Genomic DNA, 23,033 nt, shown 5'->3' with positions numbered 1-23,033 from the left:
CATGCCCTATCGCCCGCCGCTGGTCGCGCACGAGTACTTCGTCGCAGACCCGCCCGAGTTGCCGGTCCGTGAGCGGGGCGAGGGCGGCCTGTCAGCGCTCACCTCCGCCGAGCTGGTCGCGGCCGACGGCGCCGAGGTGATGCTGAAGGCGGTCACCTCGGCGGAGGAGACGCTGGTCGTGCAGGTGGGTGTGGCGGGCGAGGGAGTCATCAGAGTCCGGCTGTCGGAGGACGCGACCGCCAGGCCGCGCTCCGAGCGGGCCATCGAGCTGGTGTCGCCCGGCACGTACTCAGGGGCACGTGTCGAGGCGGCACCCGGCGCGCCGATCGTGATCGACGCCGGCCCGCTGCGGGCCGAGATCAGCCTGCACCCCTGGCACCTGCGTTTCACCGACGCGGCGGGGGAGACGCTGGTCGAGCAGGACCGCGGCCACATCGACATCAGCGGCCGGCTGCGCACGCTGCCGTTCGGGCGCTCCAGCTCCGCCGGTACGCCGGTGGCCTACCACGAGAGCTTCGCCGCCGCGCCCGACGAGGCGTTCTCCGGGTTCGGCGAGTCGTTCACCCGGCTGGACAAGCGCGGCCAGCGCCCGGTCATGTGGAACTTCGACGCCTTCGGGGCCGAGTCGCAGCGGGCGTACAAGAACGTGCCGCTCTACCTGTCCAGCAGGGGCTACGGCGTGCTCGTGGACAGCGGCGCGCCCACCGAGTTCGACGTGTGCCAGTCCACGCACAGCGCGGTGCAGATCGTGGTGCCCGACGACGTGCTCGACTACTACGTGATCGCCGGGCCGGCGCCGTCCGACATCCTGGACCGTTACGACCTGCTGACCTGCCGGCCCTCGCTGCCGCCGAAGTGGGCGTTCGGGACGTGGATCTCCTCCGGGTTCTGCGTGGACAGCCAGGAGCGGGTGCTGGCCAGGGCGCGCACGATCAGGGAGCGCGGCATCCCGTGCGACGTGCTGCACCTGGACACCTACTGGCAGGCCGACGGGCACTGGTCGGAGCTGAAGTGGGACGCGGTGAACTTCCCCGACCCGGACGGCATGCTGGCCGAGCTGGACGGGATGGGGTTCAAGGTCTGCCTGTGGATGAACCCCTACATCTCCCACCTCAGCCCGACGTTCCACGAGGCCGCCGAGGCCGGATACTTCCTGAAGGACCAGGCGGGGCAGGTGTACGTCGCCGACTGCTGGCACGGCTCGTTCCCCGCCTGCGGGATCGTCGACTTCACCAACCCGGCCGCCGTCGAGTGGTTCCGGGGCCTGCTGCGCCCGCTGCTGCGCCAGGGCGTGGCCGTCTTCAAGACCGACTTCGCCGAGGGCGTGCCGGGCGACGCCGTGGCCTACAACGGGATGACCGGCGCGGACCTGCACAACGTCTACACGCTGCTGTTCAACGACGTGGTCGCCGGGGTCACCCGCGAGGTCAACGGGCACGACCTGGTCTGGGCGCGCTCGTCGTACCTGGGCGGGCAGCGCCACAGCGCCCAGTGGGGCGGCGACACCTACACCAGCTACGCCGCCATGGGCAGCACGATCAGGGGCGGGCTCGCGCACGGCCTGTCCGGCGTGCCGTTCTGGAGCCACGACGCCGGCGGCTTCACCGGGCGCCCCACGGACGACCTGTACGTGCGCTGGAGCCAGTTCGGCGCGCTGTCCCCGCTGCTGCGGCTGCACGGCACCACGACCAGGGAGCCGTGGGAGTTCCCCGAGGTCGAGGCCGAGGCCGTGCAGGCGCTCAAGCTGCGCTACCGGCTGATGCCCTACCTCTACTCGGCCGCCGTCGAGGCCGCCCGCACCGGCGCGCCGATGATGCGGGCGCTGTGCGTGGACTTCCCGGACGACCCGGTGGCCTGGCAGGCCGACCTGCAGTACCTGCTCGGCCGTGACCTGCTCGTCGCCCCCGTGACCGCGCCGGAGGGCACCCGCCAGGTGTACCTGCCGCGCGGTCTGTGGGTGGACTACTGGACGAACGAGGTGCTGGAGGGCGCCCGTTACGTCACGGTCGGCAAGCCGCTCGACCAGATCCCCCTCTTCGTCCGGCACGGCGCGCTCATCCCCGTCCAGGAGCAGCGGGACACGGTGGACGTGCCGGCCGAGATCGCCCTCGTCGCCTTCGGGGGCGGCGACGGGACAGCGGAAATCCACGACGCCGACGGCGTGACGGTCGCCGTCGCCACCAGGGACGGCGAGGAACTGCGCGTCGCCGTCACCGGCCCGAAGCGGGTCACCGCGGTCGAGATCGCCCCGGTGGCCGGAGCTCCCGTCCGGGCCGTCATCTCGTAACACCCCCTGGAGGGATCATGGTCAGATTGAGAGGCGCCGCGGTGCTGGCCGCCGCCGCGCTCGCCCTGTCGGCGTGCGGCTCGGGAGGAGATTCGGGCACTCCCAGCCCGGCGGGCACCGAGCCGCGCGTGCTGAAACTGTGGCACTACGAGACCGCCGACAGCGCCATGGGCAAGGCGTGGGCCGAGGCGATCAAGAAGTTCGAGGCGTCGCACCCGAACGTGACCGTCAAGTTCGAGGAGAAGGGCTTCGAGCAGATCCAGAAGACGGCCAGCATGGTGCTGAACTCCGACGAGGCGCCCGACATCATGGAGTACAACAAGGGCAATGCCACGGCCGGGCTGCTGTCCAAGCAGGGCCTGCTCGCCGACCTGAGCGAGGAGGCCGCCAAGCGCGGCTGGGACAAGCTGCTGCCCGGCGGCCTGCAGACCACCGCCAAGTACGACGACCGCGGCGTGATGGGCTCCGGCAAGTGGTTCGGCGTGCCGAACTACGGCGAGTTCGTGATGGTCTACTACAACAAGGACCTCTTCGAGAAGCACAAGGTCGAGGTGCCGGCCACGTTCGAGGAGTTCACGGCCGCGCTGGACACGTTCGTCAAGGCCGGCGTGACGCCCATCGCCAACGCCGGCGCCGAGTACCCGGCGCAGCAGATCTTCTACCAGCTCGCGCTGACCAAGGCGCAGAAGCCGTGGCTGGAGGCGTTCCAGTCCTACAAGGGCAAGGTCGACTTCCGCGGCCCCGAGTTCACCTACGGCGCCGACACGTTCGCCGACTGGGTGAAGAAGGGATACATCGCCAAGAACTCGGCCGGGCTCAAGGCCGAGGACATGGGCGTGGCGTTCATGAACGGCAAGTTCCCCATCATGATCAGCGGAAGCTGGTGGTACGGCCGCTTCGCCTCCGAGATCAAGAACTTCGAGTGGGGCCACTTCCTGTTCCCCGGCGCCACGATGTCGCCCGGATCGAGCGGCAACCTCTGGGTCGTGCCCGAGAAGTCGGAGAACAAGGACCTGGCCTACGACTTCATCGACATCACGATGAGCAAGGAGATCCAGAACCTGCTCGGCAACTCCGGCGGTGTTCCCGTGGCCGCCGACCCGGCCGCGATCACCGATGCCAAGAGCAAGGAGCTCATCGAGTCCTTCAACAAGCTGACCAGCGCCGACGGCCTGGCCTTCTACCCCGACTGGCCCGCGCCCGGCTACTACGACGTGATGGTGGCCGGGGTCCAGGAGCTGATCAACGGCAGCAAGACCTCCGCCGAGGTGCTGGACGGGCTCGCGGGGCCGTACGAGGACAACCTCGCCGACCTTGGCAACTAGATGAGGGTTCGTACGAGGGGATACTGGCTCTACCTGATCCCCAGCATCCTGCTGTTCCTGGCCGTCATCGTCGTGCCGTTCCTGATGAACGTGGGCGCCAGCTTCACCCGCTGGTCGGGGGTGGGCACGCCCAGGTGGATCGGGTTCGACAACTACACCAGGCTGCTGACGGACGAGCGGTTCTGGGAGTCGTTCCAGCACAACGTGGGGCTGATCGTGGCCATGGCCGTCGTGCCGACCATGATCGGCCTCGTGCTGGCGGCCTCGCTGTTCGACTACATCGGCAAACGCTTCGGCACGCGCACGGCCTCGGCGCTGCGCGCGATGTACTACCTGCCGCAGGTGCTGCCGGTGGCGGTGGCCGGCGTGGTGTGGGGGTGGATGCTGCACCCTTCGTACGGCGCCGTCAACCAGATCTTCGGGCTGGACCTCGACTGGCTCGGCGACCCCGACCTGGCGCTGGCCACCGTCATGGGCGTCATGGTCTGGTTCCAGCTCGGCTACCCGGTCGTGATCTTCATGGCCGGGTTGCAGCGCGTGGACCCGTCCTACTACGAGGCCGCCGAGATCGACGGGGCCTCGTGGTGGCGCAAGTTCTGGCACATCACGATCCCGCAGATCCGGCCGGAGATCTTCGTGGTGCTGCTGACGTGCACGATCGCCGCGTTGAAGGTGTTCGGGCCGATCTTCGTGCTGACCCGCGGAGGGCCCGGGAACGCGACGATGGTGCCGTCGTACTTCTCGTACCTGAACTTCTTCCAGAAGAGCAACGTCGGGTACGGCTCCGCGATCGCCACGGTGCTGGCGCTGATCATCGTCGTGGTGACGTTCCTGTTCCTGCGCGTCCAGGAGCGTGAGTCATGAGGGGCCCGGGACGCTGGGCGGTGCTGTTCGCGCTGGTCGTGCTGGCCGTCGTGATGATCTTCCCGTTCGTCGTCGTGGCGATGAACGCGGTCAAGTCGCCGGCCGAGTACAGCTCGCAGGGGCCGCTGAGCCTGCCCGACGGGCTCTACCTCCAGGGCATCGTCGACTTCTGGAACCGGGTGGAGTTCGGCACCAAGCTCTGGAACAGCTTCGTCATCAGCGCGTCCGTGTCGGTGCTGGCGGTCGTGCTGTCGGTGCTCAACGCGTACGCGCTGGGCATCGGCAGGGTGAAGGGGCGGCTGTGGATCCTCGCGCTGTTCCTCGTGGCCAACACGCTGCCGCAGGAGGCCCTGGCCTACCCGCTGTACTACCTGGCCAAGGCCGTCGATCTGTACGACACCCAGCTCGCGGTGATCATCGTGATGACCGCGATCCAGGCGGCGTTCGGCACGTACCTGCTGAGCGCGGTGCTGGGCCAGTTCCCGAAGGAGATCCTGGAGGCGGCGGCGATCGACGGGGCCGGGCGGCTGCGCTCGCTGTGGCGGATCGTGGTGCCGATCAGCCGGCCCACGATCAACGTGCTGCTGATCTTCTTCTTCATCTGGACCTGGAACGAGTTCTTCCTTCCGCTGATCTTCCTGATCTCGAACGACACGCAGACGGTGCCTGTCGCGCTCGGTGTCCTGCAAGGCCAGAGGTACATGGACGCGACCATGTCCAGCGCCTCGGCCCTGCTCGGCATCGTCCCGGCGGTCGCCTTCTTCCTGATCTTCCAGCGCACGCTGACCCGAGGTGTGACGGTCGGCGCCATCAAGTGATGGAGAACCTTTAATGCGAAAAATCCCCCTATTAGCGGCTTTAACCCTCACCGCCTCGCTGCTCGCCGCGCCCCCCGCGCACGCCGAGGCGTACCCGTTCCAGAACCCCGCCCTGCCACTGGAGCAGCGGGTCAACGACCTGCTCGGCCGGCTCACGCTGGACGAGAAGCTGAGCCTGCTGCACCAGTCGCAGCCCGCGATCCCGCGCCTGGGCATCGCTTACCACAAGAACGGCACCGAGGCCCTGCACGGCGTCGCCTGGTCCAACCACCTCAACGACAACTGGAACCAGAAGTTCGCCAGCGGCACCGTGTTCCCGCAGGCGGTCGGGCTGGCCAGCACCTGGGACCCGGACCTGATCAAGAAGGTCGGCTCCGCCGTGGGGGACGAGACCCGCGGCTACAACGCCGCGGACCCCGTGCTGTGGGGCCTTCAGGTGTGGGCGCCGGTGGTGGACCTGCTGCGCGACCCGCGTGCGGGCCGCAACGAGGAGGGCTACTCCGAGGACCCGCTGCTGACCGGGGCCATCTCCACCGCGTACGGCAAGGGCCTGCAGGGTGACGACCCCTTCTACCTCAAGACCGCGCCCGTGCTGAAGCACTACCTGGCCTACAACAACGAGACCGACCGGAGCCTGACCTCCTCCAACCTGACGCCCAAGCTGAAGCACGAGTACTACGAGCCGGCGTTCAAGGCGGCGATCTCGGCCGACGCCGCGACCGGCGTGATGGCCTCGTACAACCTGGTCAACGGGCGGCCCAACCACGTCAACCCCGACCTGAACAACGTGGTGCGGTCGTGGACGGACAAGACGCTGTACAACCCCAGCGACGCCTGGGGCCCGCACGCGCTGACCGACCTGGAGAGGTACTACGACAACAAGCCCGAGGCGTTCGCCGCGGTGCTGAAGGCCGGGCTCGACAGCTTCACCATCGACAACAGCGACATCAGCGTGATGGTCACGAACCTCAAGGCCGCGCTCGACCAGGGCCGCCTCACCGAGGCCGACGTGGACAAGTCCGTGCGCAGCGTGTTGTCGATCCGTACGCGGCTGGGGCACTTCGACCCGGACGGCGGGCCGTACAAGAAGATCACCGCCGAGGTGATCAACAGTGACGCCAACAAGCGGCTCAACCGCGAGACGGCCGGCAAGGCGGCGGTGCTGCTGAAGAACTCCGGCGTGCTGCCGCTGGGCCGGCCCAGGTCCGCGGCCGTGGTCGGGCCGCTGTCGGGCAAGCTCTACCGTGACTGGTACTCGGGGCAGCTCCCGTACCAGGTCACGCCGCTGGACGGGATCAAGGAGCGAGTCGCCGACGTCACCACCGGCGAGGGGCTGGAGCGCATCGCGCTCAAGCACCTCGACTCCGGCAAGTACATCACCGCCACCGGAACCGGCCCGAACGACAACGCCGCGCTGACCGACACCGCGCCCACCGCGGCCTCGCAGTGGGACCTCACCGACTGGACCGGCGGCGTGTCCACGCTGCGCAACGCGGGCAACGGCAGGCTGCTCGGCGGCGACTGGCGCTCGCTCGACACCGACGACACCGAGCCCGACGGCTGGTACGTCTCCCAGCAGTTCGCGCTGGAGAAGCAGGCCGACGGCAGCCACCTCATCCGCTACGCCGGGTTCGAGACCGTCGAGGGCTGGTTCGCCCTGCCCGACGCGTACGTCGGGATCACCGCCGAAGGCGCGCTGGGCCTGGTGCCGAAGGCGCAGGCGGCCAAGTTCGCCAAGGAGGTCGTCTCCGACGGCGTCGCCGAGGCCGCCGCGCAGGCCGCCAAGGCGGAGGTGGCCGTCGTGGTGGTGGGCAGCCACCCGTTCGTGGCCGGGCGCGAGTTCCACGACCGCGACAACCTGCGGCTCGGCGAGGGCCAGTTGCGGCTGATCGAGGCCGTGCGCAAGGCCAACCCGCGTACCGTCGTCGTGCTGGAGACCAGCTACCCCGTCATCGTGGACGCGCCGACGCTGCTGTGGACCACGCACGCGGGCGCGGAGACCGGGCACGCCCTCGCCGACGTGCTCTTCGGGGACGTCAACCCGGCCGGCCGGCTCACCCAGACCTGGCCGGCGACCGACGAGCTGCCCAGCCTCCTGGACTACGACCTGACCAAGACCGGGATGACGTACCTGTACGGGAACGACAAACCGCTCTACGCCTTCGGCCACGGCCTCAGCTACACCACCTTCGCCTACCAGGGCCTGCGCGTGCAGGGCGACCGGGTCAGCGTGAAGGTGACCAACACCGGCAAGGTGAAGGGCGACGAGGTCGTCCAGCTCTACACCCACCAGCGCGACTCCCGCTTCGAGCAGCCCGTCAAGCAGTTGCGCGGCTTCGAGCGGGTCTCGCTGAACCCGGGCCAGTCCCGTACCGTCACCTTCCCCCTGAAGAAGTCGGACCTGGCCGTCTGGGACCACACCAGGAACAAGTGGACCGTCGAGAACGCCACCCACGACCTCCTCGTCGGCTCCGCCTCCAACCGGATCCGCCAGACCACGACGCTGCGCGTGTCCGGCGAGACCGTCCCCGTGCGCGACCTGACCAGGACGACCCGGGCGATGGACTTCGACGACTACTCGGGGGTGGCCTTCGCCGACGAGAGCAAGGCGGGCGGCGAGGTCGTCGAGGGCTCGGCGGGCGACTGGGTCTCCTTCACCGGCGCTTCCTGGGGCTCGCGGCTGACCGCCTCGGTCGCCTCGGCGGGCGGCGGCTCGTTCGAGGTGCGGCGCGGCTCGCCGACCGGCACGCTGCTGGCCACCGTGCAGGTGCCCGCCACCGGCGGGATCTACCAGTACGGGACGGCGAACGCCTCGGTGAAGGCGGGGAGCGGGAGCGTGTACCTGGTGTTCAAGGGTGACCTGCGGATCAAGGATTTCGCGTTCACCCGGTCGTGATCAAGGTTCGGCAGAATCCTGCGATCCATACCGTTCTGAAGGGGATCTCGTGAAGCGGATGATCGCAGGTGCCGCCGTGGCGGCCATGGCCACGTTCATGGCCGCCACCCCCGCCCGGGCCGCCGCGCCGGCGGATCCGGTCAAGGCGTTGCAGGCCCAGCTGAAGGCGGGCAAGGGGGTGAAGTTCCGCGACGTCACGTCGTTGCTGCAGAACAACTCCAAGATCACGTTCCTGTGGCGCACCGGGAAGTGGCAGTTCGGCAAGAAGGGCGTCGTCGCGTCCGACATCACCGCCAAGTACAAGCAGTACGGCGGTGCCGTGTTCGACTACATGCGGGGTCTCAAGGGCGGGCGCACGATCTGGGTCAACGGCAGGAGCTGGACCACGCATCCGGTCGGCGAGGTGCCCGAGGGCAAGAAGTACGAGGAGGACTTCCTGGGCCTGACCGGCAGCCACGCCGGCACCTACTCCCAGCTCGTGAACCCGGCCGAGCCCGCCACGCTGAAGGTCCTGCTCAAGGGTGACAGGCGGGGGCGCACGTACCAGGGCAAGCTCTCCTACGCCGTGCTGGAGAAGGTGTCGCCGTGGTTCCGGGCGTCACTCCCGCGCAGCCAGGGCGACCGGACGGTGCTGCACTACGAGCTCACGCTCGGGTCCGACAACCTCCCACGCAAGCTCGTCACCTCGCATCCCGCCGCCAGTCACGTGTCCGCCGGCATCGAGGTCGGGGACGGGCGATTCCGCGTCGAGACCACCTACACGGCTTGGGGCTCGAAGGTGAGCATCTCGGCGCCGCCGAAGGGCGAGACCGCTTGACTCTCATTGGATAGCGATGTTATCTAGTACTTAGCTAGGTAGTGTAGCTATCCAACGGAGGTTCTCGTGACCGTGATCGTCCTGCTGGTCGCCACCGTGGCGTTCCGGCTGCTCGGACTGCTCGGCGTCAGCCGCTTCGACACGTGGCGGGTCAGCGCCGCCCACGGGCTCGCGGTCATGCTCGTCATGACCGCGAGCGCCCACTTCGTCCCCGGCGACGTGACGTTCATGCCCAACTACGACGACATGGTGGCCATGGTGCCGTCCTTCGTCCCGTTTCCCGGCCTCATGGTCTACCTGAGTGCCGTGCTGGAGCTGGCCGGCGCCGCCGGGCTGGTGCTGGAGCGCACCCGCCGGCCCGCCGGGATCTGCCTGGCGCTGCTGTTCGTGGCGCTGCTGCCGGCGAACGTGAACGCGGCCGAGCTCGGCCTGGAGGACGTCGGGTCGCCGCTGTGGCAGCGGGTCCCCGAGCAGATCCTCTACATCGCGATCGCGCTCTGGGGTGCCGGGCTCTTCGGGCGCCGCTCAGCGGACCGTCCAGCCGCCGTCGATCACGAGCGTGTGCCCAGTGATCAGGGAAGCGGCCGGTGAGGCCAGGAAGAGCACGGCGCCCGCGACGTCCATCGGCTCGCCGATACGGTGCAGCGCCGCGATCCGCTCGATCACGTCGGCCTCGAACGCCGGGTCCGACAGGGCCGGTGCGGTGCCCGGCGTGCGGATGAAGGTCGGGGCGACGTTGTTCACGGTGATGCCGTGCGGGCCCCACTCGACGGCGAGGCAGCGGGTGAGGTGGGCGATGGCGGCCTTGGTCATGCAGTAGACCGACTCGCCTGGCAGCGCCACCTCACCCGCCTGCGAGCCGACGTTCACGATGGTGCCGTGGCCCTGTGCGATCATCGCCCGGCCTGCCGCCTGGCTGGCCAGGAAGGTGCCCTTCAGGTTCACCTGGAGGGTGCGGTCGAAGTCCGCCTCCGTCACGTCCTCGGCCGGGTTGCCGGGCGCGATGCCCGCGTTGTTGACCAGGATGTCGATTCGGCCGAACCGGTCCAGCGTCCGCTGGACCGCCGCGGAGATCTGGCCGGGCACGGTCATGTCCATCTGCAACGGCAGCGCGGCGCGCCCCATCCGCTCGATCTCCCCTGACAGCCCGCCGTCCGCCGCGACGTCCCGCAGGCCCAGTGCGAGGTCCGCGCCGGCGTTGGCCAGCGCCAGCGAGATGGCCCGGCCGAGACCTCGCGCCGCACCCGTGACCAGCGCGATCTTTCCGTCGGCCCGGAACTCGGGAAAGCCCGTCATGGTGCCCCTTAATTGGTTGTGTATCCAAACTATTGACCTGTGTTACGCGCGTGTGTGAGCCTGCTGTGTGAAGCTCATGCGCGAAGGCGCGGCGACGGTCAGGGTCGGTGCACTCTGCTCGTGCATGGCGGTCATCTGACGCCTTTGGGACGCCTTCCGGCGTGCCTGGAAAGGAAGAGCCGCGCATGCGAAAGAGATTATTCGTCATGCTCACGACCGCCGCCGTCCTGCTCGTGGCGGCCGTGGTGCGGATGTCGCCGGTCTCGGCGGTCGCCGCGGACCCGTACGCGTACAAGAACGTGCGCATCGACGGCGGCGGGTTCGTGCCCGGGATCATCTTCAACCCGACCGAGCGCAACCTCATCTACGCCCGCACCGACATCGGCGGCGCGTACCGGTGGAACCAGTCCGCCAAGTCCTGGACCCCGCTGCTCGACTGGGTCGGCTGGGACAAGTGGGGCTACAACGGTGTGATCAGCATGGCCACCGACCCCGTCCAGACCAACCGCGTGTACGCCGCCGTCGGCATGTACACCAACTCCTGGGACCCGAACAACGGCGCCATCCTGCGCTCGACCGACAAGGGCGACACCTGGCAGGCCACGGCGCTGCCGTTCAAGCTGGGCGGCAACATGCCGGGCCGCGGCATGGGCGAGGCCCTGTCGGTGGACCCGAACGACAACCGCGTCCTGTACTTCGGCGCGCCCAACGGCAACGGCCTGTGGCGCAGCACCGACTACGGCGCCACCTGGTCGAAGGTCACCAGCTTCCCCAACGCCGGCAACTACGCCCAGGACCCCAGCGACCCCAACGGCTACCTCAGCCACCGGCCCGGCGTGGTCTGGGTGACCTACGACAAGCGCTCGTCCACCGCCGGCAGCGCCACCAGGACCATCTACGTGGGCGTCGCCGACAAGGAGAACACGGTCTACCGGACCACAGACGGCGGCGCCACCTGGTCCAGGCTGGCCGGGCAGCCCACCGGCTACATCGCGCACAAGGGCGTGCTGGACACCGTCAACGGCTACCTCTACCTCGCCACCAGCGACACCGGCGGCCCCTATGACGGGGCCAAGGGCGACGTGTGGCGCTACGCCACCGCCACCGGCACCTGGACCCAGATCAGCCCCATCCCGTCCTCCAGCGCCGACGACTACTTCGGCTACAGCGGCCTGACCATCGACCGGCAGGACCCGGCCACGATCATGGTGGCCACGCAGATCTCCTGGTGGCCGGACGTCATCTTCTTCCGCTCCACCGACTCCGGCGCGACCTGGACCCGCGTGTGGGACTGGACCTCCTACCCCAACCGCTCGTTCCGCTACAAGATGGACGTCTCCGCGAACCCGTGGCTGACCTTCGGCACCAACCCGCAGCCGCCCGAGGTCACCCCCAAGCTCGGCTGGATGACCGAGTCGCTGGAGATCGACCCGTTCGACTCCAACCGGATGATGTACGGCACCGGCGCCACCATCTACGGCACCGAGGACCTGGGCCTGTGGGACTCCGGCGGCCAGTTCACCATCAAGCCCATGGCCAAGGGCCTGGAGGAGACGGCCGTCCTCGACCTGATCAGCCCGCCCAGCGGCGCGCCCCTGGTCAGCGCCCTCGGCGACATCGGCGGCTTCCGCCACACGAGCCTGGACGCCGTACCGTCCATGATGTTCACCCAGCCGAACTTCACCTCCACCACCAGCCTCGACTACGCCGAGAAGTCGCCCTCGATCATGGTCAGGGCCGGCAACTTCACCGACGCCGACCGCCCGAACGACAGCCACGTGGCCTTCTCCACCGACGGCGGCGCGAACTGGTTCCAGGGCAGCGAGCCCGGCGGGATCGACGAGGGCGGCACGGTCGCGGCGGCGGCCGACGGCTCCCGCTTCGTCTGGGCGCCCAAGGGCGTCACCCCCGTCTACTCGGTCGGCTACGGCAACTCCTGGCAGACCGCCTCCGGCCTGCCCACCGGGGCCACCGTGGAGTCGGACCGGGTGAACCCGATGAAGTTCTACGGCCTCAGCGGCGGCCGCCTCTACGTCAGCACCAACGGCGGCGCCACCTTCACCGCCGCCGCCACGGGCCTGCCCGCGACCGCCACCAAGTTCAAGGCCGTACCCGGGATCGAGGGCGACCTGTGGCTGGCCGGCGAGGGCGGCCTGTGGCACTCGACGAACAGCGGCACCTCGTTCACCAAGGTGTCCGGGGTGACGAACTCCGTGAACGTCGGCTTCGGCAAGGCGGCGCCCGGCGCGACGTACCAGGCCGTCTACGCCGTCGCGACCGTCGACGGCACCACCGGCCTGTACCGCTCCGACGACGGCGGATCCGGCTGGGTGCGCATCAACGACGACAAGCACCAGTGGGGCAACATGGGCGAGGCGCTGACGGGGGACCCGCGGGTGTACGGGCGGGTCTACCTGGGCACGAACGGCCGCGGCATCATCTACGGCGACCGCACCGGCCCTCCTGTCACCGTCACCCCGACCGTCACCCCGACCGTCACCCCCACCGTGACTCCGACCGTCACTCCGACCGTGACCCCGACCACCGGGACCGGCTGCGCGGCCACCTACAAGCCCGGCAACTCCTGGCCGGGCGGCTTCCAGGCCGAGGTCTCCGTCCAGAACACCGGCACGTCCGCCATCACCGGCTGGAAGGTGACCTGGACCTGGGCCGGTGACCAGAAGATCACCACGATCTGGAGCGCCACCCAGACCCAGTCGGGGGCGAACGTGACCGCGGTGAACGCCGGCTACAACGGCAACCTGGCGGCCGGCGCCACGACGTCGTTCGGCTTCAACGGCACCTACACCGGCACCAACACCCCGCCCGCGACCCTCACCTGCACCCCGGCATAGGGGTTCGGCGCCGCCCGCGGCTCCCGTGCTGCGGGCGGCGCTTGAGGGAAATTCGCTCGAACCGGCCCTTCCGCGGATGGAACGATGTCCGCGTGATCGACGAAGGCGACTTCCGCTCGGACGGACATGAGAGCCCGCCCGACGAGCCGATCATGGACTCGATCCACCGCCTGATCGCGGACACCAGCCGTGGCCGCCCCGCCGCCGGCGAGCTCACCGCCGCCCTGTTCGCCGTCGCCACGGACGCCGCCCTGGCCAGGAAGGCCATGGACGTGCTGGCGGCGACGCCGACGATCTGGCTGGACGTGGACCTGGCGGCCCGCCGCCGCCATCCGCCGTTGACGCTGCACGACCTCGCACGTCACGAACATCTTCCGCCCTACGCCGGCCCGCTTCTCGCTCTCGCCCTGGCCGCCTGCGTCTGGAACGGCCGGGAACGAGAACGCGTCGTCGGGCATCCGCTCATGCGCACCGAGCCCGTTCTCCTGCCCGTCCTGCTGATCAGGACCGCTGACTGGGTCCGCGCCGTTCGCGAGCGAGCCTTGAAAGCCCTCGCCGGGGCGCTCGCCAACGCGGATTTGATGGCGCTGCTGACCGCCGTCCCGATGGCCGTGCGGCTGGCCCGCCGCACCCGCGCCACCCCGGCCCTGGACCTCGTGCGCGCCGCCCTCCTCCGCGCCGACGACGGCACCCTGAACGCCCTCCTCCGGACAGACCAGGTCACCCTCCAGGACCCCCAGGCACGGCGATTCGTGTACGACGTGCTCCTCCAGGCGGGCCGGCTCGATCACGCCATGCTCACCCGAGCAGCCCTCCACGAGCCCGACCAGCTCGCCCGCACACGCTGCGCCCGCACCCTCGCCTCGCAGGCCGTCGAGCACGCCCGCCCGGAGCTGGCCGCGGCGATCCTGGACGGCGCCTCGGCCCAGGGCCGCGTCCAGGCCCTCACCGCCCTCGTCCGCCTCGGCCACACCGAGCACGGACCCCGCCACCTGGACGACAACGCCGGCATGGTCCGCCTGACCGCCCAGTGGGCCGTACGGCGCGCGGGCGGCGACCCGGCCGCCCTCTACCGCGCACGCCTCGCGACGGGCGGAGACCCGGAGAGCAGGCAGGTGACGCGCGGCTTGCTGGCCGGGCTCGGAGACTGCGGCACGCGGGACGACGCCGCCCTCGTCCTGCCGTACCTCCGCCATCCCAGGCCCCGCGTGCGGGCGGAGCGCCCCCGTCACGTCCGCCAGGCGGCGCACCGGCTGCTCGCCGCCCGCGACGCCTGGAGCCGCGTCAAGGCGGACCTGCTCCTGCTGCGCGACCCGGACGAGAAGCTGCGGGCGCGGGCCCGCGGCGACCTGACCATCTGGTGCCGCACGGACTCGGTCACCGCCTACCCCCGGGCCTGCCCGCCGGAGGTGCGCACCGAGCTGGAGGCCCTGATCCACGCGGCCGGCCCCCTCCTCGGCACGGAGAGCGCGCGCCTCCTGCGCCTGTCGCTGCAGCTCTCCAGGTGACCGGTGCTCCCGGCTCACCTGCCGAGAGCATTGATGATCTTGCCGGCCATGTCGGCCATGACGGGGTTGGTGGTCCCGCCCTTCTGAGCTCGGCCACCGTCCTGCCGTACTTCACGCCCTTGGGCGCCTTGGCGAGCACGTGCCCGGCCAGGCCGGTCGCGGAGGCCAGGGCGATGGAGCCCCGCGGTGCCGGCCTTGTGGGCCAGCAGGCGGCGCCGGCGGCGGCCATCAGCGAGACGGCGCCCCAGGCGGCGATCCGGAGGGTGAGCTGGTCCTGGTCGCCCGCCCTCACGCGGGGCCGTCGCGGGTCCTGACGCAACCGCTGACGTGTTCACCCGCCCCATCGAGATCCTGATGGGCGCTCTCAACGACCGCTATTGGTCCCCGCCGTCCCACCCGCCCTAACGTGCTCCCCATGCCCCATGACCCGAGCGGCACGGGATGGCCGTTGCTCCCGTGCCGGACGGTCGGCGAGGCCCCGTACCACGTCGGCTTCGTCGTCCCGGACCTCGCACGCGCCATGCGCGACCTCACCCGGGCCACGGGTCTGGCCTGGAACGAGGTACGCGACGGCAGGCTCGGCACCTGGCGGTACCGCATCGTGTTCTCCCGTGACGGCCCGCTGCTCACCGAGCTGATCGAAGGCTCGCCGGGCAGCCCGTGGGACCCGGGCCCGGGGCCTCGCTGCGACCACGTCGGCTACTGGGCGGGGGAGCTCGACGACGCGGTGAGGACCCTGGAGGAGCAGGGCTTCCCGCTCGACTTCGACGCCCGCCCGTACGGCCGCCCCTTCACCTACCACCGCCTGCCCGCCCTCGGCCTCCGCGTCGAGCTCGTGGACGTCTCGCAGCGGCCGCAGTTCCTGCGGACCTGGGGCCTGCGTAGCGACCTCGCGGGTAGCAGCCCCACATGCACACAGTCGTCAAGAGCCTGATCGCGGGGGCGGCAGGCACCAGCGCGCTCAATATCGCCACTTATCTCGACATGGCGATCCGGGCGCGCGGCGCCAGCAGCACCCCGCAGCAAGCCGTGGAGAGGCTGACCGACCTGACGGACGTCAGCCTCGGAGACGGCGAGCAGGCCGAGAACCGCAAGGAGGCCCTGGGCTCGCTCCTCGGTTACGTCACGGGTGCCGGCGCGGCCCTCTGCTACGGCCTGCTCGCACCACCGGGCAGGCGCCTGCCGTGGCCGGTGGGGGTGTCGGCGCTGACGGCACTCGCCATGACCGGCTCGAACGCTCCGCTGACCGCACTCGGCACCACGGACCCGCGCGAGTGGCCGCCCTCCGCCTGGATCTCGGACGCCGTCCCGCACCTGGCGTACGGGATCACCGCGTACGTGGCCTACGAGCTACTGCGATCCTGACCGCGGCCCCTCCCGGACGCCGCGGTCTTGACAGAGGCGATCGGCGGGCGAAGCGTGACGCTCACACGCTCGACCCGAGGGGCCCGCCATGGCCGTACACGAGATCCGCATCGACCCCGTCCTCCCGCTCCGCGACGAACCGGGCACCGGCCACAACCGCTGGCACCCGGACATCCCGCCCGTCGTGCACTGCGCCCCCGGCGACGAGGTCGTCATGGAGACCAGGGACGCCTTCGACGGCCAGATGGGACCGGAGGCCACGCTGAAGACGGTCGAGGCCCCCGACCTCGACGTCGTCCACCCGCTCACCGGCCCCGTCCACGTGGAGGGAGCACAGCCGGGTGACCTCCTGGAGATCGAGATCGTGGAGATCGTCCCGGACACCTACGGCTACACGGTGCAGGTGCCCGGCTTCGGCTTCCTCCGTGACGCGTTCCCCGACCCGTTCATCGTCCGCTGGCACCTCGCGGACGGCTGGGCCACCTCGGACGACCTGCCGGGCGTACGCATCCCGGCGGCCCCGTTCATGGGCACGATCGGCCTCTCGCCCGGCCACGCCTCCCTGTCCAGGATCACCGCCCGCGAGCAGGCCGCCCTCGAACGCGGCGGCTTCGTCCTGCCCCCATCCCCCGACGGCGCCGTCCCCACCGCTGTCGGCCCGACCGGCCTGCGCACGATCCCGCCGCGCGAGCAGGCAGGCAACGTGGACATCAAGCAGCTCGGCGCAGGCACCCGCCTGTACATCCCGGTGGACACCCCGGGCGCCCTCTTCTCCGCCGGGGACGCCCACTTCGCCCAGGGCGACTCGGAGGCCTGCGGCACGGCCATCGAGATGCGCGCGACGCTGCGCGTACGGTTCGCCCTGCACCCCGGCGAGGCGGCGGCCAAGGGCATCCGGAGCCCCCGCTTCACGCGCTCGGACTACTGGGTGGCACCCGCGTACGCGGCCCCGCGCCGCTTCTACGCCACCACCGGGATGTCGGTGAGCCGCGACGGCGAGGTGGCGGCCGAGGACGCGACGCTGGCGGCCCGCAACGCGTTGCTGGAGATGATCTCGCATCTGGGGGAGCGGGGGTGGAGTGCGCAGCAGGCGTACGCGATCTGCAGCGTCGCGGTGGACCTCAAGGTGAGTCAGCTCGTCGACGTGCCGAGTTTCCTGGTCTCGGCCTTCCTCCCGGAGGACATCTTCACGGGATGACGAGGGATTCGATTATCCCTGTACACGCCTCGTGACAGAGCGGAGCCATGCTCTGCACAGAAAGATGTATAGTTGCTTCATGACTGCTCTGCACGACGCTACTGAACTCAGCGTCACGGAGGCCGCCCAGCGAGGGGTCGCCCGTCTGGTGGCCGACGCGGAACAGGGGACCGATCTCGTGGTCACCCGTCGGCATCAACCGGTGGCAGCCGTGGTGAGCATCCGTCGGCTCAACGAGTTGGAGGAGGCGGCGACCGATCTGCGTGACTTGGCGCTCGTGCTTGCTCGATCGCTTACGGACACGGGTGAACGAGTCTCGCTCGATGAGGTGTTGGCAGCTTTCGGGCACACGCGCGAATCGTTGGCCGCTCTCCCGGACGACGAGTGAGCCGTGTCTGACGTCGTCTTCACGCTGCCAGCGGTCGATGACCTCCGGCGTGTTGGCCCCGACGCGGCGCCCAAGGTACTCAAGGAGATCCTTCTCCTGCTGGACAGTCCCGAGGCGGGCCACCCGCTGGGCGGGGAGCTGACCGGCTACCGGAAACTCGTGGTCGGTCGCAACACCTGGCGCGTCGTCTACCGCATCACCGAGGACAAGTCGCTCGAGATCTGTGAGATCTGGGCCGTTGGGGAGCGTGCCGGTGCCGACGTTCACGCGGAGGCGACGGCGAGGGTTCGACGGGCAGGCGCTGACCGTCCCGAAGTCGTCCGGCTGCAACAGGTGATCGAGCGGCTCGGCGCGCTGACCGCTCGCATTCAGGTGCAGAAGGAGCCTCCCAGAGAGCCTGTTCCGGATTGGCTGGCGGATCGGTTGATCTACACGGTGGGAATGGCTCATGAGGAGGTTGCTGCCCTCGATCTCCAGGAGGCGGTTGATCTGTGGGCTGAGTACCGATCGAAGGCGCGCTAGTAATCGCTCGTCAGGCCCGCTCACGACCGTCAAGGCGGTAAGGGCGTCCTGGGCGAGAGGACGCGACGAAACTTGAATCGATGTTCCTCCTGTCGGCCCTACGGCAGCCATGCCAGCGCGAGCTCTTAGCCTCCTGTGAGGCGATCTAGCAGTCCTCCGGTGGGCCCCAGTCCCAGCCACGCTCAGGGAACAAACGCAAGAGTTCGGAGAAGGACCCAGCCTGATAAACGCCTTGCTGCCAGTTCTCTGCGGTGACATCCAGTAGTAAAAGCGGCGGCGGATCCTTCCTGAAGTCATACACCAGCAACTCCCTGCTTCCGTCACCCCCGATCGCCACTGCACCAGGAAAGCGCGTCTGAATCTCTCCCGCCGCGTTGGACGCCACGAGCTCCCCCAACGGCTGCAACATCAGGTAGCCCTCGACCGACTCGACGAGCCGCCCCGCGGCCCCCTCGGTAATCAGGAACCCCCGGTAGTCGTCGGGAAACTGGACGCCCAACTGCTGTTCGACATCCTGAATCTGGGCCTCGTCTACTTCCACTCGCTGTCCCGGTACTTGCGTCCAGACGGTGGCTCATCTCCCAGCCGCCCACCAACGTCAGCGAATATCTCATATGTTCCTGCGGTCATGAGGGGCGGCCGCCAGGACACGCTTCACAAGCTGTAGCGGTCACGACCACAGGGGTAAATGCTCAAGGCCCGAGCACGAATGCCGCGAAGGGCGAGGCGACAGCCTCGCCACCGCCCTCTAACCATCACGCCCGGACAAAGCTGTTCGGAAAACTCCCTTGTTCCGCACGCGACGAAGGACAGCGACCTCGCGCTCGGCCCGAGAATCATGGAGGACGAACCTCGACTGGAACGGTCCAGGGTTCGCGTGAGGTTCTATTGTGCCCCAATCAGTGGACCACCCGGAGCGTGGCTCAACCGCCAGGGCATCCCCGTCGATCTGATGGTGCCCGAGGCTCTCGCCGGACCAGATACGCGAAAGACACGGGGGCCCACATATCGCCTCATGATCGCCCTGCCTCTCGGCGCGCTCGGGATCTCGAAGCCGCGCCTGGAGTGCGGCCCAGGGCCGGGAGAGCGCGAGAGGGCTGGAAAGCCCTCTCGCCCCGGGTCTCATGGCGGGAGCCACGAGACCCGGACGAACACAGCCCGAGCCGAAGGCGAGGACCATTCGGGGCGGGCTCCAACGGGAAACCACCCCGATGGGCAGTTCAGCCCTTGATGGCGCCCACGATCACGCCCTTGGTGAAGTGGCGCTGGACCAACGGGTACATGATGAGGGCGGGGATGACGGCGATCACCACGATGGCCATTTTGATCGCAAGGGTGGGCGGGGCGTCTCCCGTTACGCCGGCTGTGGCCGCCGGCAGGGGATTGGAGTCCACCACGTACTGGCGCAGGATCAGGGCCAGCGGCCACTTCCGGGTGTCGTCCATGTACAGCATCGCGTTGAACCAGGCGTTCCAGTACCCGACCGCATAGAACATCGCCACCACAGCCGTGACCGCCTTCGACATCGGCAGCACGATGCGGAACAGGATGCGAAACTCCCCGGCCCCGTCGATCCGGGCGCTGTCCAGGATCTCCTGCGGGATGTTCATGAAGAACGACCGCAGCACCACCACGTTGAACGCGGACACGGCCGTCGGCAGGATCAGCGACCAGTAGCTGTCCTTCAGCCCCAGCCCGCTCACCATCAGATACACGGGAATGATCCCGGGAAAGAACACGAACATCAGCAGCACGCTGAACAGCAGCGGCCGGTGCAGGAAGGAGCCGGGGCGCGACAGCGAGTACGCCCCCAGGATGCTCACCCCGGCACTGATCAGCGTCCCGACGACGGTGACCCCGGTGCTGACGAGCACGGCCCGGCTGACGACCGTGTCGGAGAAGATCTGCCGGTACGCCTCGAACGTGATCCCGTCCGGCACCAGGACGAGCCCGCCCGCGCGGGTGACGGTGGCGGAGGAGCTCAGGCTGGTCAGGACGATGGTGTAGAGGGGGCCGAGTACGGCGACGAGGATGAGGGTGAGCAGGGTGCCCTTGCCGAGCTGGCCGATCGGTGACGGGCGCTCCTCCCAGGGTGCCAGCCGGGAGGGCTTTCTCGATGTCAGCGTGGTCATGATCTCGAATACACCCCTCGTTCGCCGAACGCGTGCGCCACCCGGTTGGCCGCGATGATGAGCAGCAGCCCGACGACGCCCTTGAACAGCCCGGCCGCCGCCCCGTACCCGAGGTCCCCGGTGCGGATGCCCGACCAGTACACGAACGTGTCGAACACCTCGGACGCCTCGCTGCCGACGGCGCTGCGTTGCAGCATGAACTGTTCGAAGCCGACGTTCAGGGCGTCGCCCAGGCGCAGGATCAGCAGCAGCACGATCACGGGGCGCAGGCCGGGCAGGGTGATGTGCCACATGCGCCGCCACCGGCGGGCGCCGTCCACGGCGGCGGCCTCGTACAGGTTGGGGTCGATGGTGCTGAGGGCGGCCAGGAAGATGATCGCGCCCCAGCCGGCGTCCTTCCAGATGGTCTGGGAGGTGAGCAGCAGGATGAACGTGTCGGAGTTCGTCATCAGGTCGACGCCCTCGTAGCCGTTCTGCCGCAGGGTCTGCGCCAGCAGGCCCGCGCCGCCGAACATCTGCTGGAAGATGGCGATGACCAGCACCCAGGAGAAGAAGAACGGCATGTAGACGACGCCCTGCACGAACGCCCTCAGCCTGGCCGAGACGATGCTGTTGAGCAGCAGCGCCAGCATGATCGGCACGGGGAAGTAGAAGACGAGCTGGAAGGCGGTGATCGACAGGGTGTTGGTGATGGCGCGGATGAACTGCGGGTCCTCGAAGAGCAGCGCGAAGTTCGTGAAGCCGATGATCGGGCTGCCGAGGATGCCGTCGGTGTACGGGTTGTAGTCCTGGAAGGCGATCACGTTGCCGAGCGCCGGGGCCCACCAGAAGGCCACGACGACCAGCAGCATCGGCAGGTTCATCACCAGCAGCGGCCAGTCCCTGCGGAGTTTGGCCCGCCAGGTCGGGTCGTTGGGCTTGGTGCCGGTCGACGGGGGTGCGGTGGGTCCGGCGGAGCGCCGCCGCCGGGTGGTCACCGTGCCCACGGGTTACCCCTGATCACGTTCAGAGCCTGCCGTTCTCACGCGCGACCTTCATGTAGAACTCGCGCGCCTCGTTGCCGCCCTGCTCCTGCCACTCCTTGACGATCTTGGACCATTCGGAGACCGGGCGCTTGCCGCGGAAGATCTCCTGCATCTTGTCCTCGGTGGGGGTGGTCAGGCCGGCCATCTTGGCGGGCTTCTCGACGCGGATGCCGACGAACGGGTCGTTCTCCAGGAGCTTGGACGCCTTGGTCTGCCAGTCCCACGAGGACTGGACGAGGCCCTCGTACTGGCTCATGGCGTTCGCGTTGGGCCGTCCGGACAGGAACAGGTAGGTGGGCGCGACCTCCTTGCGGCCGAGCGCGGTCTGCTTGACCTTGCCGTTCTCGACCGTGTAGTGCTTGCCCTCGATGCCGTTGGAGCAGAGCTCGTACTCCTGCGTGCCGAACGGGCCGGAGGCCCAGTTGGACAGCGCGAGCAGCTCGCGGGTGCGGGCGTCGCCGAGGCCCTTCTTGATGAAGACGAACATGCTGGCGGGCTCGTTGCGCCACATGATGGGCGTGCCGCCCGCGTGCGCCGGGTACGGGTCGACGATCTGCATGTCGAACTTGGGGTTGTCGGCCTGGAAGCGGCCGAGGGCCTCGTGCCAGGCGCCGAGGCCGTCGCGGTAGACGATCATCTCGCCGCTGCCGAAGATGGCCTTGTTGTCGGCGTCCTTGTTGGCCACGATGTCGGGGTGCACGTAGCCGGCCTCGAAGAGCTTGGTGACGAACTCGATCGAGGCGAGCCACTCCTCGGTCTCGTACTTGTAGACGAGCGTGCCGTCGCTCTTCTTGCGCCATTCGCGCGGAGCGCCGAACGCGCGCTGCATCTCCTGCTCCAGGCCGCCGCCGAATGCCCAGCGCTTCTTCTTGGCGTCGGTGATGGCCTTGCCGAGCGTGGTCAGGTCGTCCGCGCTCCTGGGGTGCTCCAGGCCCAGCTCCTGCATGATGTCCTGGCGGACGAACGTGGCGAACGGGTACGGGTCGTTCTGCCAGGGGATGCCCTGGAGGATGTTGCCGAAGACGCCGTACTGCCAGGCGGCGGTGTCGTAGTTGGCCAGCAGGGGGAACTCCTTGGCCTTGTCCCCGGCCAGGTAGGGCGACAGGTCGGCGAAGAGCTTGTTGGCGGCCTCGGTGAAGTGGCCGATCTTGACCAGCTCCCACTCGGGCACCATGACCATCTCCGGCACGTCACCGCTGGCCAGGACGGTGCTGAGCTTCTGCCCGTAGGTGTTGCCGTCGGAGATGTTGAAGCGGACCGTGCCCCCGAGGCGCTTGTTGACCTCCTCGAAGTAGGAGTTGTCGCCGAGGCCGGGCGGCACCGTCCCCCACAGCGGCGTCATCGCGGTCACCTCCTTGCCGCTGGTGAGCGGCGGGGTGGTGACGGCCTGCACCATCTGGGCGGGGCGGGTCAGGAAGCCGGCCTGGACGAACTCGCTGCCGGGCAGGTCGGGCTTGAGCCCGGGGATGTCGAACGGGATCCTGGTGGGGACCAGGCTCTTGAGCTTGTCGGCCGCCACGGCCGTGCCCTTGGACACCTGTTTCTTCTCGGCGCAACCAGCCACCAGAACGCTCGCACCGACCAGGCCGAGGAACCCGCGGCGAGTCGTGGACATGGGCATGGCTCGCTCCCTTCTCCGAGTGGGGATGGCCTATCTACAATTAGTTGGTATTCCGGCCAAACAAATTAGTAGACTGTGACGGCAGCCACAAGTGAGCGCGGTGGTCACAGGTTGGT

The 23,033-nt window shown here is 69.0% G+C and carries 19 protein-coding genes; 14 read left to right on the top strand and 5 right to left on the bottom strand.

Annotation, left to right across the window (positions count from 1 at the left end):
- Nucleotide 1 precedes the first annotated feature (1 nt).
- From HD593_RS51200 to HD593_RS51170, 7 genes are all read left to right on the top strand, one after another.
- Complete coding sequence (locus HD593_RS51200) at nucleotides 2-2,287, top strand: TIM-barrel domain-containing protein (protein ID WP_185110123.1); 2,286 nt, start codon at nucleotides 2-4, stop codon at nucleotides 2,285-2,287.
- A gap of 17 nt (nucleotides 2,288-2,304) precedes the next feature.
- A complete protein-coding gene (locus HD593_RS51195; protein WP_185110122.1) occupies nucleotides 2,305-3,612 on the top strand; it encodes an ABC transporter substrate-binding protein in 1,308 nt (435 codons plus the stop codon).
- Nucleotides 3,613-4,476 (top strand): carbohydrate ABC transporter permease, encoded by an 864-nt coding sequence (locus HD593_RS51190; RefSeq protein WP_185110121.1) that lies wholly within the window; start codon nucleotides 3,613-3,615, stop codon nucleotides 4,474-4,476. It begins immediately after the preceding gene.
- Nucleotides 4,473-5,294, top strand: coding sequence for a carbohydrate ABC transporter permease (locus tag HD593_RS51185; RefSeq protein WP_185110120.1), 822 nt, complete (start codon nucleotides 4,473-4,475; stop codon nucleotides 5,292-5,294). The genes HD593_RS51190 and HD593_RS51185 overlap by 4 nt, the downstream gene beginning before the upstream one ends.
- Nucleotides 5,295-5,307: 13 nt before the next feature.
- Nucleotides 5,308-8,190, top strand: coding sequence for a glycoside hydrolase family 3 protein (locus HD593_RS51180; RefSeq protein ID WP_185110119.1), 2,883 nt, complete (start codon nucleotides 5,308-5,310; stop codon nucleotides 8,188-8,190).
- Between the two features lie 49 nt (nucleotides 8,191-8,239).
- The gene (locus HD593_RS51175; RefSeq protein WP_185110118.1) at nucleotides 8,240-9,007 is read left to right on the top strand and encodes a hypothetical protein; all 768 of its coding nucleotides are present in this window, start codon (nucleotides 8,240-8,242) and stop codon (nucleotides 9,005-9,007) included.
- Nucleotides 9,008-9,073: 66 nt separating this feature from the next.
- Nucleotides 9,074-9,598: a DoxX family protein gene (locus tag HD593_RS51170; RefSeq protein WP_312904341.1), complete on the top strand. Its 525-nt coding sequence runs from the start codon at nucleotides 9,074-9,076 to the stop codon at nucleotides 9,596-9,598.
- Here HD593_RS51170 and HD593_RS51165 read toward each other — a convergent pair.
- Nucleotides 9,533-10,303 carry an SDR family NAD(P)-dependent oxidoreductase gene (locus HD593_RS51165; RefSeq protein ID WP_185110117.1) on the bottom strand — a complete coding sequence of 257 codons (771 nt, stop codon included), beginning with the start codon at nucleotides 10,301-10,303 and terminating at the stop codon, nucleotides 9,533-9,535. The genes HD593_RS51170 and HD593_RS51165 overlap by 66 nt on opposite strands.
- A gap of 185 nt (nucleotides 10,304-10,488) precedes the next feature.
- On the opposite strand from HD593_RS51165, the gene HD593_RS51160 reads away from it, so the two are divergent.
- The 7 genes from HD593_RS51160 to HD593_RS51130 all read left to right on the top strand — a co-directional run bounded on the left by HD593_RS51160 (nucleotide 10,489) and on the right by HD593_RS51130 (nucleotide 18,139).
- Nucleotides 10,489-13,158, top strand: a complete 2,670-nt coding sequence (locus HD593_RS51160; protein ID WP_185110116.1) for a cellulose binding domain-containing protein — start codon at nucleotides 10,489-10,491, stop codon at nucleotides 13,156-13,158.
- Between the two features lie 92 nt (nucleotides 13,159-13,250).
- Nucleotides 13,251-14,666, top strand: coding sequence for a hypothetical protein (locus HD593_RS51155; protein ID WP_185110115.1), 1,416 nt, complete (start codon nucleotides 13,251-13,253; stop codon nucleotides 14,664-14,666).
- Nucleotides 14,667-15,081: 415 nt separating this feature from the next.
- The gene (locus HD593_RS51150) at nucleotides 15,082-15,600 is read left to right on the top strand and encodes a VOC family protein (RefSeq protein WP_185110114.1); all 519 of its coding nucleotides are present in this window, start codon (nucleotides 15,082-15,084) and stop codon (nucleotides 15,598-15,600) included.
- Nucleotides 15,576-16,031, top strand: a complete 456-nt coding sequence (locus HD593_RS51145; RefSeq protein WP_185110113.1) for a hypothetical protein — start codon at nucleotides 15,576-15,578, stop codon at nucleotides 16,029-16,031. Before HD593_RS51150 ends, HD593_RS51145 begins: the two co-directional genes overlap by 25 nt.
- A gap of 88 nt (nucleotides 16,032-16,119) precedes the next feature.
- The gene (locus HD593_RS51140) at nucleotides 16,120-17,229 is read left to right on the top strand and encodes an acetamidase/formamidase family protein (protein WP_185110112.1); all 1,110 of its coding nucleotides are present in this window, start codon (nucleotides 16,120-16,122) and stop codon (nucleotides 17,227-17,229) included.
- 79 nt (nucleotides 17,230-17,308) lie between these two features.
- A complete protein-coding gene (locus tag HD593_RS51135; RefSeq protein ID WP_185110111.1) occupies nucleotides 17,309-17,617 on the top strand; it encodes a type II toxin-antitoxin system prevent-host-death family antitoxin in 309 nt (102 codons plus the stop codon).
- A 3-nt stretch (nucleotides 17,618-17,620) separates the two neighbouring features.
- Nucleotides 17,621-18,139 carry a type II toxin-antitoxin system RelE family toxin gene (locus HD593_RS51130; RefSeq protein WP_185110110.1) on the top strand — a complete coding sequence of 173 codons (519 nt, stop codon included), beginning with the start codon at nucleotides 17,621-17,623 and terminating at the stop codon, nucleotides 18,137-18,139.
- Between the two features lie 145 nt (nucleotides 18,140-18,284).
- Here the strand turns inward: HD593_RS51130 and HD593_RS51125 are convergent, their stop codons facing one another.
- From HD593_RS51125 to HD593_RS51110, 4 genes are all read right to left on the bottom strand, one after another.
- A complete protein-coding gene (locus tag HD593_RS51125) occupies nucleotides 18,285-18,680 on the bottom strand; it encodes an SMI1/KNR4 family protein (RefSeq protein WP_185110109.1) in 396 nt (131 codons plus the stop codon).
- Between the two features lie 679 nt (nucleotides 18,681-19,359).
- Entirely contained in the window at nucleotides 19,360-20,271 is a 912-nt protein-coding gene (locus HD593_RS51120) for a carbohydrate ABC transporter permease (RefSeq protein WP_185110108.1), read from the bottom strand.
- Nucleotides 20,268-21,257, bottom strand: a complete 990-nt coding sequence (locus HD593_RS51115; protein ID WP_312904340.1) for an ABC transporter permease — start codon at nucleotides 21,255-21,257, stop codon at nucleotides 20,268-20,270. The genes HD593_RS51120 and HD593_RS51115 overlap by 4 nt, the downstream gene beginning before the upstream one ends.
- Nucleotides 21,258-21,276: 19 nt before the next feature.
- Entirely contained in the window at nucleotides 21,277-22,911 is a 1,635-nt protein-coding gene (locus HD593_RS51110) for an extracellular solute-binding protein (protein ID WP_246547185.1), read from the bottom strand.
- Nucleotides 22,912-23,033 lie beyond the last annotated feature (122 nt).

Origin of the sequence: Nonomuraea rubra, from assembly GCF_014207985.1 — a bacterium.
GTDB lineage: Bacteria > Actinomycetota > Actinomycetes > Streptosporangiales > Streptosporangiaceae > Nonomuraea > Nonomuraea rubra.
Note: the sequence above shows the minus strand (reverse complement) of the source record. Positions and strands in the feature narration are given on the sequence as shown.

Excerpts from the sequence above, each read along its gene's own strand:
- HD593_RS51200 (WP_185110123.1), top strand. The coding sequence starts at position 2 with ATGCCCTATCGCCCGCCGCTGGTCGCGCACGAGTACTTCGTCGCAGAC.
- HD593_RS51195 (WP_185110122.1), top strand. The coding sequence starts at position 2,305 with ATGGTCAGATTGAGAGGCGCCGCGGTGCTGGCCGCCGCCGCGCTCGCC.
- HD593_RS51190 (WP_185110121.1), top strand. The coding sequence starts at position 3,613 with ATGAGGGTTCGTACGAGGGGATACTGGCTCTACCTGATCCCCAGCATC.
- HD593_RS51185 (WP_185110120.1), top strand. The coding sequence starts at position 4,473 with ATGAGGGGCCCGGGACGCTGGGCGGTGCTGTTCGCGCTGGTCGTGCTG.
- HD593_RS51180 (WP_185110119.1), top strand. The coding sequence starts at position 5,308 with ATGCGAAAAATCCCCCTATTAGCGGCTTTAACCCTCACCGCCTCGCTG.
- HD593_RS51165 (WP_185110117.1), bottom strand. The coding sequence starts at position 10,303 with ATGACGGGCTTTCCCGAGTTCCGGGCCGACGGAAAGATCGCGCTGGTC.
- HD593_RS51160 (WP_185110116.1), top strand. The coding sequence starts at position 10,489 with ATGCGAAAGAGATTATTCGTCATGCTCACGACCGCCGCCGTCCTGCTC.
- HD593_RS51150 (WP_185110114.1), top strand. The coding sequence starts at position 15,082 with ATGCCCCATGACCCGAGCGGCACGGGATGGCCGTTGCTCCCGTGCCGG.
- HD593_RS51145 (WP_185110113.1), top strand. The coding sequence starts at position 15,576 with ATGCACACAGTCGTCAAGAGCCTGATCGCGGGGGCGGCAGGCACCAGC.
- HD593_RS51140 (WP_185110112.1), top strand. The coding sequence starts at position 16,120 with ATGGCCGTACACGAGATCCGCATCGACCCCGTCCTCCCGCTCCGCGAC.
- HD593_RS51135 (WP_185110111.1), top strand. The coding sequence starts at position 17,309 with ATGACTGCTCTGCACGACGCTACTGAACTCAGCGTCACGGAGGCCGCC.
- HD593_RS51120 (WP_185110108.1), bottom strand. The coding sequence starts at position 20,271 with ATGACCACGCTGACATCGAGAAAGCCCTCCCGGCTGGCACCCTGGGAG.
- HD593_RS51110 (WP_246547185.1), bottom strand. The coding sequence starts at position 22,911 with ATGTCCACGACTCGCCGCGGGTTCCTCGGCCTGGTCGGTGCGAGCGTT.